This is a genomic window from Maridesulfovibrio ferrireducens, from assembly GCF_900101105.1.
Classification (GTDB): domain Bacteria; phylum Desulfobacterota; class Desulfovibrionia; order Desulfovibrionales; family Desulfovibrionaceae; genus Maridesulfovibrio; species Maridesulfovibrio ferrireducens.
The window spans coordinates 1,008,118-1,020,653 of the sequence record NZ_FNGA01000001.1; the positions used below are offsets into that span (position 1 = coordinate 1,008,118).

The following is a 12,536-nucleotide window of genomic DNA, read 5'->3' on the forward strand; positions in this document are numbered from 1 at the left end:
GAGAGTTACTTTAAGTAATTGATCAGTGTGTTCTCAGAGAGGTTACCATGGAATGTAAATTCATAGGTGTAGGTGACGCTTTTGATGGAAAACACACTAATACAAGTCTGTATGTCAAAATTAAAAATAGAACTTTATTATTTGACTGCGGATTTAATTCAGCTCACTCCTTTTTTCAGCTTGTCCCGAATTCTCTTGATTTAGATATCGTTTGGATCTCTCATTTTCATGGAGATCACTGTTTCGGCTTGCCAATGCTTTTGGGAAGTTTTCATACTTCTGATAGGAAAGACCCCTTAACTATTTGCGGTCCGGTCGGAATCGAAGAAAAAGTTCGAGCCTTGACAACTCTTGCTTTTCCTAGATTATTATCAAAGCTTTCATTTGAACTGAAGTTCCAAGAATGTTCTCCTGAATCTACTCAGGATGTTGCCGGGGTAAAGTTGAGTTCTTTTCAAACTGATCATACTGAATTGGCAGGGCCAGCTCTTGCTGTTCGGGTTGATTATGAAGGCTTTTCTTTTTTCTATAGTGGCGATGGAGCCGTTTCTTCGCAGTGTCTCTCACTGGCAAGCGGAGTTGATCTGGCTGTTTTTGAAGCCTACTATCTTGAAGAAACAGAGAACGGGCATTCGTCAGTTAAAGGGTGTCTCGATTTTGCTCTTAAGGCAAAAATCAATCAAGTAGCACTTGTGCATATTAATCATTTTGTGAGAACTTACCATTTAGACGAAATATTGAAGCTTATAAAAGATGTTGAAGCGGTAAGCGTCTTACTTCCGGAGGAAGGGCATTTGTTGCGTATTCCCGGCAATTAGGAAGTAGCATTAGACGCACTGCGGTTTGAAGCGAGGGAATAAGTGGCAACAAATTACGATCAAATTGTTCGCGAATATTTTGATGGACGTTCAGGATATACAATCCTTTTAAGTGATGAACCTTCATTTTATAAGCTTCTGAGAGGAACTTTATATAAGATTTTGGCAATTCGCAGAGATTGTTTAAGTTATTTTCAAGAGCAAGCACCTGCCCTAAGTGAGATTAAAGATAAGGCTGGAGAGGGCGTTCCTGTACTCGTTTTTGTCGAGAGAATTTTAAAAGGCAGGCCTTCTGCTGATTTTATTTTGACTGTTCGCAAGCTTTTTCCAGATGTTAAGCTGGTTGTTTTGACCGGAGAGATCGGTGAAGATGAGCTTATTTATCTTCATGAGATCGGTGCAAATAATATAATTACCAAACCTGTTTCTGTGGACAGTCTTGTGCAGAAGCTTGCTTTTACGATTAAGCCGCAAGGTAAATTGAATCAGTTGGTTCAGGTCGGTAAGGAATTACTCCGAAAAGGTGATCTCGAAAAGGTCATGCTTGTCAGCGCTAAGATCCTAGAAATTAAGCCTGACAGCCCCGCTGCGCTAATGCTTCTTGGTGACGCTTTAAGCGGTCTCGGGAGGCGAGACGAGGCTCTCAAGGCTTTCATGAAGGCTCACGAACAGTCGACTGTGTTTATGGAGCCGATTAAAAAGTTGGCTGAATTCTATAAAGACAGCGACGATAACCAGTATCTATTATATTTAAAGAAGCTCGATAAAATCAGTCCTCTCAATACTGAGCGCAAGTGCGAAATAGGTCGAGTTCATCTTGAGCGCGAAGAGCTTGATGATGCTGAAGTTTTTTTTGATCAGGCAGTAAAATGTGCAGTAAAAGAGGCTCATAGTTATCTTTCGCAAGTTATGAGCGGTATTGCTGAATCTCTGTTTGAAGTTTCTCCTTCAATGGCTGAAAAGTATTACAGTAAGCTTCTTTCGGTTAAATCAGCTAATCTTACCAGTGAGGATCTTGAGACTTATAATCGTCTCGGGATTGCCATGCGAAAACAGGGTAAGTGGGAAAATGCTGTTGCTAATTACAAGGAAGCGCTCAGAGTTGCTCCGAAAGAGGCTGGCCTATATTATAATATAGGGATGGCTTATACGGACGGCAAAGAGTATGCTAAGTGCGCGCAGTCTTTTAAGAGAGCTCTTAATTCCGGTCAGGATATTCATAAATCTTCGGCGGCGGTTGCTCGGAATATAGCCGGTATTTTTTTGAAAGTAGGTATGACTGATGATGCGCGAATCATTATTGAAGAAGGGCTGACGGTTTTTCCGAATGATTCCGGGTTAAAAACGTTACTCAAAAAAGCGGTTTCTTAAGTTTAATTATCTGGGCGGTTTTGTTAAAAAATAAATCAATAATTACTGATTCTAGCTGAAATACTTGAGTCGGTGTCAGGGGTAATTATAGATGTATTTAATTTCTGCACTTGTTTTAGGATTCATAATCTTTATGATTATTTATGCCCGCTACATGAATGTCAGTGGGGATATTGCCAGACGCAAGATGCAGCTTGATAATTTCCGCGATCAGGTTGAATTCCGGGTGAAGAGACTCGTAATCGGAACGCGGCAGATAAACGAAGACATAGCTCTGGAGAGTGAGAAGCTTGAAGATTTGAAGAGCGAGTTAAAAAATATCGGTGGCAGTAAATGATAATATTTCTCGTTCTTTCAGGCGGGTTTATGATTCTGGCGCTGATTATCAACAATATGATTACGACATGGCATGCCGACAGATTGAAAGCTTTTAAGATCGAAGAAGTTAATTTGAGAAATCGACTTGATGGGGCTATAGACAGGCAGAGAAGTGTCTTGATTGAGCTTAGAAATATCAAGTCTGAAATTATTAATTATGAGAATATGATAGAAAGCCAATATATGGATGAAGGTTTTGACTAGAAATTTTGGCAGATAGCTTTTTTTAGCCCCCTCAGATTTTGGTCTGAGGGGGCTTTTTATTTATCGAAAGTCGTTAGAAGTGGATGTCATCAATAGTGATATTCGTATCAAGATCTGCAATTAGCGTATTTCCTCCGGCTTCATCACCGTTTGAATCATACCAGAGTTTCTGAGCATTCGTGTCAAAGACAAAGTGGGCGTCTTCGTCGCCTCCGAATAAGTCGTCACTTCCAGAGTAATCCCCTGCAATAGTGGCGAATGTCGAAGTCTTGGCAGAAGAGTCAAAATTACCACTGAATTTAAAATAGTCTTGTCCGCTCTTGAAATTTTGGATTTGGTCGTAATTATCATCGCCGGAACTTGCAATGGACGTATATTCAAGTTCCGATACTGCCAGATTATCAAGATTAATGGTGTCAATTCCTTTGCCGCTTTGGAATGTTTCAGACCCGGAACAAGTCAGACCGTTGAAAGTGTCACCTTGTGCTGTTCCAATAACATGCTGGATGTTCGTGAAAGTATCCTCGAAGGAAGAGGGCGAGCCTTCAGTGGCTTTTCCTACTCCTTCAGCGGTCATATTAATTGTCATCTCTTTGTAGAATGACGCATAACTCAGTATGTCATGGCCGCCACCGCCATTATAAACGTCATTTTCTAAGCTCCAATTGAAAATTTCGTCTCCAGAACTACCTGTAATATTATCGATATCTGCTGTTCCGGTGAATCCTTCAATGTTTGAGAGAGTATCTGTCCCATCGCTATGTGTTACAGTCGCTTCTCCGCCGCTGGATATAGTAAAGGTTACACCCGTTGTAGATCCGGCAAAAGAAACAGTGTCAATACCGTCTCCGCCGTCAATTACGTTGTTTCCTTTGCCTCCGAAGAAATGTTCATTACCCGTGCTTCCTGTCATGTTGTCATTTTTGTCAGAACCAATGAAGCTTTCAATGTGTGCTATTGTGTCAGTTTCTCCGCCATGGGTTGCAGAGCCGGTTACGGCATTTATTATGACGTCGGTTGTTGAATGGATATAGGAAACCGTATCGAATCCAGATCCACCGTCAATAGAGTTAGAGCCGTTTTCTCCAAAAAGAAAATCATTACCATTTTGACCGAAGATAGTGTCGTCGCCATCCAGTCCGTGAATAATGTCATCGCCGCTGTTACCATAAAGGATATTTTCATCGTTTGAACCAGTGATGTTATCCGCATTTGCGGAGCCGAGAACATTTTCGATGCTGGTTAGAGACGAGATGTATGTCACACTTTCATCGGGTGTCATTACGAATGTGGTGGTATTAGTAAGGTCGACTGTCAGGTTGTAGTCACTGCTAAGTGTTTCATACTGCACCCAGTCGGAGCCATCGCCTCCATTAATAACATCATTTCCAAGTAACCCTTCAAATCTATTGTCGCCGTCGTCTCCGGTCAGTACGTCATCATGAGAGGACCCAATGACACCTTCTATATTAACCAGAGTGTCATGCCCGTCCGCACCTGTTGCGGTATGGGTGCTTAGATCTACGGATACAGAAGCAAGAGCGTCCGAGTATGAGGCGAAGTCTACATCATCACTGGATGTTCCACCGTCCAGATAATCATTTCCAAGGCCGCCGTTCAGGATGTCTTTCCCGGTTCCGCCATAGAGGGAGTCGGCACCTTCTTCTCCGTATAGTTTGTCGTCTTCGGTTCCGCCATATAAAATATCGTTTCCATCATCACCTGTGAGAATATCTTTTCCAGCATCACCACTGAGATAGTCATTACCCTCTCCGCCGTTAAGCAGGTCTTCTCCGGTTCCACCGTAGAGGGAGTCGTCGCCGTCCATTCCGTAAAGTTCGTCATCGGCGCCAAGTCCTAAGATAATGTCTGCGCTGGAAGTTCCTGTGAGGGTGTTTGCGTTATCATCTCCGGTGATGGTGTTAGAATTTGAATTGTCATCCTTACCAGTGATGGGTGTCGGTTTAGGGTCGTTTATGGGATCTATTGGATCTATTGGATCATCTTTTGGATCATCTTGCTTCTCTCCTTTCGGTTGAGGAGGTGGAGTGGCGCCTAGCTCTGGCCTTTCATGTGGTTGACCTCTCTCTAGAGGTTCTTTGACAACTGGCTCAATTACTTGTCCCGGTAATAGTCCATTAGCTCCTTGCAGGCCACCTTCGCCTCCCTCTGGCTCCCCGCCTCCGGGGTTGACATCTTCCGGAAGAGCGTCGCCGTCCTGTCCTTCACCCTCATCCTGCTGGTCATCGTCTGGAGTGTCTTCGTCTTCATCTTGTTGATTGAGGATCTCTTGTTCCTGCCGGATATTGGCGGGTGCGATTCCGCGAAATTCTTGTAATTCCTGCATCGAAAGGGGGCGTACGAGGCCAAGTGCACCGGATGCGAATACTTCTACTATTCCTTGTGGCTGTGCAATCTGGCGTATTCCGCCTGTAATATTACTTTGAATAATAAGTGCCTTACCACTGTGAATTTCTTCAACCCCGTGTTTTTCAGCACCTCCGGCAATAACTTCATGAACCGTAATGGTGCCGCGAATACCAATGGTGGCAAGCGGAGACCCTACTTTAAATCTTTCAGGATTTTGTTCGGCTATTTTACCCGTAACTACGCGGAATGTGCCTTCGGTGATTTGGAGTAATAGTTCGGAAGCAGAACTTTCGCTTGTGTCATATATGTAGTCATCAAGAGTTATGCGGGAATTGGCACCCTGCGATAAAAGCGTATCGTCGATAAATCTTACTTCGACATTTCCGGCAGGACCGGTGATCAGATCCTCTCCTTCAAATATCGGGCTTCCAGGTTCAAGAGCGCGCGAACCTGATTCGGACTCAGCGTAAGCTTGTCCTGTTAGTCCGGTGACGACACCGATTTCATTTGTTGATGGCTGAGAGTCTGGCATTGCTGCTCCGAATATGGTGTGGAAAGTATAAAATTTGATTTACTATAAGTTAATTTTTTTATCATTTTTTATAACGGATGTCATTCTTAAATGGTTTGAAAACATTGGCTATAGGTAGCAGGCATATATAGTTAATATTATACGTAGTTTACTTGATATGACTTATGCGTAAATGAAAAGGGGGCTGTGTTTGTTTGATTGCGCTATGTCGCTTGTCTAAGAACGTGAATATAGTGTAGAGTTCTATTATCGGTTTAAATTTCGTCTATATATCTCTGCTGGAGGGCGTAATGGGGGTTTTAAAAAATAGTGCATCATCAGGGGACAGGTTCCCTGTATGGCTCAGGATTGCAATTCCCACAGTTGCCTCTCTCCTGTTGTTTATTTTTGTTTTGTTTGTTGTGCATATGCCCGCCGTGAAAGAAACGATGGTTTCGCAGAAGAAGGCTTCTTTAAAACATATGACGCAAGTCGCAATAAGTTTGCTGGAGCACATTCGCACTCAGGAAAGAGAGGGCTTGCTCACTGCCGAAGAGGCCAGAAAAAAAGGATCAGATTTATTGCATTCTTTACATTTTGGACCTGAAGATAAGGATTATTTTTGGATTACAAATGTTGATATGCAAATGGTTATGCACCCATACAGGCCGGATCTTGAGGGTAAAGATTTAACAGATTTTGTGGATCTCAGGGGCAATTATCTTTTTCAAGAGATGAAGAATGCAACGGAAAAAACAGGCGAAAATTATATTACCTATTATTGGCAGTGGAAAGATAAGTTGGGAACGGAAGCTCCGAAGCTTTCGTATGTAAAAAGATTTGAGCCGTGGGGATGGATAGTAGGAACAGGTCTTTACCTGAAAGATGTTGAGGAGGAAGCAGAAGCTCGAAATAGAGAACTTGTTTTGTTGACTCTGGCTGTCCTAGCTGTGATTAGCTTACTGTCGGTGTATTCAATAAATCAAAGCAGAAGGGCGGGCGAACAAATTCAAGATAGTGAAGCTCTTTTCAGAGGAGTTTTTGATAACAGTTTCCAATTGATGTGTGTGCTTAGTTCTGATGGCATTTTGCAAAGGGTAAACCAGACAGCTTTAGACCATGCAGGAATTGAAGCTGAAGATGTTTTGGGAGAGTATTGCTGGGAAACACCGTGGTGGAGTTATTCTTCTGACGTTCAACTTCACTTGAAAACTTTAATTCAGAAAGCTTCTCTTGGAGAAGTTTGTAAAGATGTTGTCATACATTATGATAGTGAGGGGAATCAATTTTTTATTGATTTCTCTATTACGCCTGTGTCCGATTCTGTCGGGGAAGTGCGTTTTATGATCCTGGAAGGACATGACGTTACAGCCTTGAAGGAAGTTCAAGAACAACTTGCTATAAGCGAAGCAATGTTTAAGGGCGTCTTTGATCAATCCTTGCATTTTATGGGGGTTCTTTCAGTTGATGGAACTCTTCTCGAAGTCAACAATGCCGCTCTACTCATTAGAAATGTGTTGGCTTCGGATGTTCTTGGCAAGCCCTTCTGGGAAGGTCCATGGTGGCAGGAGCCACAGGCTTTGATTCCAATGTTAAAGGACGGCATCAGGCGTGCGTCCGACGGTCAGACTATCCGTCGTCAGATAGCGACGCATTCAGAAGAAGGTGAAGCTAGATACATCGATTTTTCATTGAAACCAGCCTTTGGGGCCGATGGAGAAATGCTTTTTCTTATTGCGGAAGGACGCGATATCACCGAGCTCAAAATGGTTCAGGACCAGTTGAAGGATTTAAATGCAGAGCTTGAGCAGAAAGTTGAAGACAGAACTAAGGAGCTGCGTGAATCTATTGAGCGTCTTGAGAATGCTCAAACTCAGTTGATTCAATCTGAAAAAATGGCGGCTCTCGGTGATCTTGTGGCAGGAGTTGCTCATGAAATTAACACGCCTATAGGTATCAGCGTAACAAGTATCAGTTATATGGAAGAAAAACTGAACGCTCTTGTTGAGAAAGTTAAAAATGGAGAACTGCGTAAATCAGATCTGGATAAATTTGTATCAATTGCTCAAGAAGCTACAAAGTCCAGTATGCTTAACCTGCACAGGGCTGCGGAGTTGATCGGTAATTTTAAGCAGGTGGCTGTTGACCAGACCTCCGGGCAAAAACGCAAAATTAATTTGCATGAGTATCTTGATGAGATTTTGCTCAGTCTTCGCTCAAAATATAAGAGGACTCAGCACAAAATTAATGTGACCTGTCCTGACGATCTTGTTCTTAATACGTGGCCCGGCGCGTTTATGCAGATTTTTTCAAATCTGATAATTAATTCGCTGCTTCATGGATTTGAAGGAGTAGAGGCCGGAAGTATATCCATAAGAGCTGAAGTGACTGAGGATTCTCTTGTGGTTCAGTATAGTGACGATGGGAACGGCATGCCCGAAGAAAGCGTTTCTAAAATTTTTGAGCCATTTTTTACCACCCGCAGAGGAAAGGGCGGCACAGGGCTTGGCATGAGCATTGTTTATAATCTTGTGACCAGCCGTCTCGGCGGCTCAATCAGCTGTACAAGTGCCGCGGGACAGGGGACAGCTTTTATTATCAGCCTGCCTTTAGATATTGTGAAAGTATAATATTGATCGTTTCCTTACTCTTGACGGTTTGATATTAATAAATATCTTTTGAAGACCGCGTTTATTTAACGCGGTCTTTGTTGTTGTCTGAAAATTAATAGGAGAAGCCGCATTGGCTTCGTTTTATCATAATATTTATTCGATAATTATCGGAGGGTTTTCTTACATGACCAGTCAGATTAAAACTTTTTTTCTTCTTGCTGCGCTTACAGCAATTATTCTTTTTCTCGGTGGCATGATGGGAGGCCGGACCGGGCTGATTCTGGCTTTCGGATTAGCCATGTTTATGAATGTGGGTAGCTATTGGTATTCAGATAAGATTGTACTTTCAATGTATAAAGCAAGACAGCTTTCCAGAAATGATGCTCCGCAGGTTTTTGCTATGGTTGAAGAACTTTCCGCTAATGCGGGTATTCCCGCACCCAGACTTTATGTCGTTGATCAGGATTCACCCAATGCTTTCGCAACGGGCAGAAATCCTGAAAATGCTGTGGTTGCGATTACCAGCGGCATCATGCGCATCCTTACACCGGAAGAGTTGCGCGGGGTTATCGCTCATGAAATAGGGCATATCGCAAATCACGATATTTTAATTCAGTCAGTTGCGGCAGTGCTTGCAGGAGCGATCATGATGATTGCGAATATGTTGCAGTGGGCCACACTTTTCGGTTTCGGCAGCAGTGAAGATGACGATGGCCCAAGTCCATTGGCTGCTATCGCGCTTGCCATTATCGCGCCTATTGCCGCGTCTGTGATTCAGATGGCTATTTCGCGTTCCAGAGAATATCTGGCGGATGCCACCGGTGCTAGAATTTCTCGTGATCCCAAGGCACTGGCTTCCGCTTTATATAAGCTTGATGCAACTGCCCGTAATATCCCTATGGATGCCAATCCTGCCACTGAAAACATGTTTATTATCAATCCTTTCAGTGGCGCGAGTATGGCTAAGTGGTTCAGCACGCATCCTTCTACTGAAGACCGTATTTCCAGATTGATGGAGATTTCCCGTAATCTTTAATTCAAGAAAAATATGAATCCTGTGTACAGAAAAATACCGTTTACTCTTTTTGCCATAGTTGCTGTCGTTCTTTCCGTTTTGTCGGCAGGCAATGCCCGCAGTGAAAATCTGCGGGTAACGCCTGTTGTCCGCGCTGTGCAAAAAACTTCACCTGCGGTTGTGAATATAACTGTTACACGCATCGTTGAACGGGGAGTTTCTCCATTTGCTCAGTTTTTTAAAAATGATTCTTTTGATATGTTTTTTGAAGGAGGGTCCGGCGGGCAGACTCGTAAGTTCCGTTCTTTAAGCACTGGTTCCGGCGTGATTATTAACGGACAGAAAGGGTTTGTGCTTACTAATGCTCATGTGCTTGCGGGCGGAAGCGATATAAAAGTCAGGATGATTAACGGCGAAGAATTTGAAGCTGAAATCATCGGTTCTGATGCTGATTTTGATCTGGCTGTTCTGAAAATAAAAGGTGCGGAAGGTTTACCGCAAGTTGAGATGGGGGATTCCTCTGATATCTACATAGGGGAAACAGTCATCGCAATCGGTAATCCCTTCGGCTATACGCACACCGTTACGACCGGAGTTGTTTCCGCTCTTAAGCGGACCGTGAAGTCCGAAGATGGCGCGTTCACAGATTTTATCCAGACCGATGCCGCGATTAATCCGGGTAACATCGGCGGTCCGCTGTTAAATATCATGGGGGAATTAATCGGCATTAATACTGCCATGCAGGCCCGAGCTGAAGGTATTGGTTTTGCCATCCCCATTAACAGGGCAAAACGGGTTGTTAAGGAGCTGCTTGCTTCCGGCAAAGTTTCTCCTGTCTGGCTGGGACTCAGCGGACAGGATTTAGATCAGAGTTCAGCCAGTTATTTCGGACTGCCCCGCGTTTACGGGTTGCTTGTCAGCGAGGTTTATCGAGGCATGCCTGCTGAGAAGTCAAAGCTTGCTCCTGGTGATGTGATTCTGACCGTGAACGGTATAGAGGTCGAAGATAAGGATAGTTACGTAGCTTTGCTACGCGCGCAGACTCACGGTGATGATGTTGTTCTGGAAGTTTTGCACAGGGGTAAGAAAGTAAAGATTAAAGTTCGCCCTGATACCCTTGCTCCGCAACAGGTTACAAACTTTGTCTGGTCGAAGTGGGGCATTGCTACAGGAAAAGACAGCCGCGGATACGGGCTGCTGGTTTCAGCTGTTAAAAAGAATAGTCCTGCCGCAAAGCTCGGTCTCAAGCCCGGTGATAAAATTCATCAGATAGGGAACAGGCGCATTAATACACAGCAGGATTTTCTTGATTCTTTCCTGCGCTATCGTCTTAACGGCAATGTTCTTATGAAAGTTCAGCGTGGCAGAAATTACTATCACGTAAAATTGAACTCGTAGCCCTTGTATATGGATCTTAGTCGCGCCCTTTGTACGCCTTAAGTTTTGTGTAGATTGGGCCTGAAGGCGTCAGTGTGCTTTGATACAGGGCAAATTCTGTTACAGTGCACACAGGAAGGGGAATCCGGCTGATTTTTTCCGCAAGATCCGCCCAATTATCTTTTGCCCGTTTTTTTACTCTGCCCAGCGTTAGATGAGCGTGATAGGGCTTGGTATTCTTTTCGAAGCCAAGTTCTGCAAGCTTATTGTCTATTGTGATGGCATTGTCACATATTTCTTTGGATCCATTCGTTAAACCAATCCAGATAATGCGCGGATTTAGCGGGTCAGGAAAAAAGCCGCCCGGACCGGCACTTATTTCAAACGGTTTAAATGGAATTTCTTTTAGCGCGGAATCTATTTGTGGAACAGACTCTTCTGAGATCTCTCCGATAAATTTCAAGGTGAAATGTATGTTTTCAGGTTTTACCCATGCTATTTTGGACTGCAAGTTTTGATTTAACTCTTCAGCGTTTTCTAAAAACGCATTTTTCCATTCTTCCGGAACGGGATGTGCAATAAATGTTCGTATCTTTTGCATATAATTACAGCCTTTTAATAAAGTTATGATCAGGGTGTGGAAAAAGAGAAGAAAAATTTCAACATTCCGAACACAATATCATCATTACCATTATTTGCCAGAGAGTTCGATACATAAGTTAAATCCGGAACAATCGAGAAATTGTTGCTGATTTTGATCTGGTAGAATGTTTCATAATGGAATTCCATATCCTTATTTGCGGTGTGTTTGTTTCCCTGCACGCCGCCGGCTGCAACTCCCCACACATCTTCATCTCTGCCCGGAATACACGCTTGCCAGTTCGTGCCGAGTGACCAACTCCATGTGATGTTGTTTACAGCGCTGTTGCCCTTCCCTACTCTCGCAAATATACCGAAGTCTTTGGTCAGATTCTGGTCCATGTTGAAGGCGAATCCCCAGTTTGCAGAGTCGCCGTTTCCATCAAGGCGAGTTTGTTTATATGTATTGGTCCAACCGAAAAGACGATAGTTGCCCGGTAAATTGCCAAATGATGGAGAGTAGGTCAGTTGCCCGCCTAAAAAAGGGTCGTCTAACAGGTCATCAAATCCTTGTTTTTGCTGATCTCGTGGCAAAGCTGATCTGCTGATGGATTGGGCAAGGAATGTGAATTTGAATTCTTCAACAGGGCTGTAGCCCGCAGCAATGATAGGATGGTTTTCATCAACTAAGTCAAAAATAGGTTCGTTGTTGAATATCGTATTGGTGAATTGTGTTCGTCCGTTTCCGGCAAAACGGTTGGCATCAAGAAAAGATTCAGGTTCACTCCAACCTAGAGTTACGAAAAATTTATCTTTTGCAAAATGATGAGTGTACAGGACATCTGAAATAGAAGCCTGTCCACCTGCTGTTGTACGTGAGGCGAGCGAGTTTAGAGGTGTGGCAACCATTCCCCGGCTTGACGGGTTGCTGCCTGTATCGGCTTGTCCGCCTTGCAGCTGTATGAATAGTTGTCCATCTTCAACAGGTTTCCAATTGAGTCTGAGACGAGCTTTGAATCCTCCGTAGTCTCTGCCTTCCTTCTTGTCCCCGGAAATTTTTGAATCTGCATAGCCCTGCCAGTAACCGAGCACATCTCCATCTATGACCAGCGGGCCTGTTGCATTCTGCACTTCCGCCCATGATTCGCGGAATTGGTTCATAAAACCGATTTTCCGTTTGTCGGCATCCCCGTAGAGGTCTAGCTGTTTATACAGATTGTTTGAGGTGTAAGCCAGACATGTTCCGGGAGTGAGAATGAGCAGTAGCAGTATGGAGAATATTCTTGTCATTGAAAGTTCCC

10 protein-coding genes are annotated in these 12,536 nt (G+C 43.6%); 7 read left to right on the forward strand and 3 right to left on the reverse strand.

Annotated features, from left to right (window positions below):
• Window positions 1-47: 47 nt before the first annotated feature.
• From BLT41_RS04540 to BLT41_RS04555, 4 genes are all read left to right on the forward strand, one after another.
• Window positions 48-818, forward strand: coding sequence for an MBL fold metallo-hydrolase (locus BLT41_RS04540; protein WP_092158663.1), 771 nt, complete (start codon window positions 48-50; stop codon window positions 816-818).
• A 42-nt stretch (window positions 819-860) separates the two neighbouring features.
• Complete coding sequence (locus tag BLT41_RS04545) at window positions 861-2,189, forward strand: tetratricopeptide repeat protein (RefSeq protein ID WP_092158664.1); 1,329 nt, start codon at window positions 861-863, stop codon at window positions 2,187-2,189.
• Window positions 2,190-2,280: 91 nt separating this feature from the next.
• Complete coding sequence (locus BLT41_RS04550) at window positions 2,281-2,526, forward strand: hypothetical protein (RefSeq protein WP_092158665.1); 246 nt, start codon at window positions 2,281-2,283, stop codon at window positions 2,524-2,526.
• Window positions 2,523-2,771: a hypothetical protein gene (locus BLT41_RS04555; protein WP_092158667.1), complete on the forward strand. Its 249-nt coding sequence runs from the start codon at window positions 2,523-2,525 to the stop codon at window positions 2,769-2,771. Before BLT41_RS04550 ends, BLT41_RS04555 begins: the two co-directional genes overlap by 4 nt.
• A 73-nt stretch (window positions 2,772-2,844) precedes the next feature.
• Here the strand turns inward: BLT41_RS04555 and BLT41_RS17745 are convergent, their stop codons facing one another.
• On the reverse strand, window positions 2,845-5,673 hold the full coding sequence (locus BLT41_RS17745; RefSeq protein WP_092158669.1) for a FecR domain-containing protein: 2,829 nt from the start codon (window positions 5,671-5,673) through the stop codon (window positions 2,845-2,847).
• Window positions 5,674-5,963: 290 nt separating this feature from the next.
• Between BLT41_RS17745 and BLT41_RS04565 the strand changes: the two genes are divergently transcribed.
• The 3 genes from BLT41_RS04565 to BLT41_RS04575 all read left to right on the forward strand — a co-directional run bounded on the left by BLT41_RS04565 (window position 5,964) and on the right by BLT41_RS04575 (window position 10,677).
• Window positions 5,964-8,282 (forward strand): cache domain-containing protein, encoded by a 2,319-nt coding sequence (locus BLT41_RS04565; RefSeq protein WP_092158671.1) that lies wholly within the window; start codon window positions 5,964-5,966, stop codon window positions 8,280-8,282.
• Between the two features lie 166 nt (window positions 8,283-8,448).
• Window positions 8,449-9,300 carry a zinc metalloprotease HtpX gene (gene htpX, locus BLT41_RS04570; protein WP_092158840.1) on the forward strand — a complete coding sequence of 284 codons (852 nt, stop codon included), beginning with the start codon at window positions 8,449-8,451 and terminating at the stop codon, window positions 9,298-9,300.
• Window positions 9,301-9,312: 12 nt separating this feature from the next.
• The gene (locus tag BLT41_RS04575) at window positions 9,313-10,677 is read left to right on the forward strand and encodes a trypsin-like peptidase domain-containing protein (protein ID WP_092158673.1); all 1,365 of its coding nucleotides are present in this window, start codon (window positions 9,313-9,315) and stop codon (window positions 10,675-10,677) included.
• Between the two features lie 16 nt (window positions 10,678-10,693).
• On the opposite strand, the gene thpR is transcribed toward BLT41_RS04575, so the two are convergent.
• Complete coding sequence (gene thpR, locus BLT41_RS04580; RefSeq protein ID WP_092158683.1) at window positions 10,694-11,257, reverse strand: RNA 2',3'-cyclic phosphodiesterase; 564 nt, start codon at window positions 11,255-11,257, stop codon at window positions 10,694-10,696.
• Between the two features lie 29 nt (window positions 11,258-11,286).
• Entirely contained in the window at window positions 11,287-12,525 is a 1,239-nt protein-coding gene (locus BLT41_RS04585; RefSeq protein ID WP_092158685.1) for a carbohydrate porin, read from the reverse strand.
• Window positions 12,526-12,536: the final 11 nt, after the last annotated feature.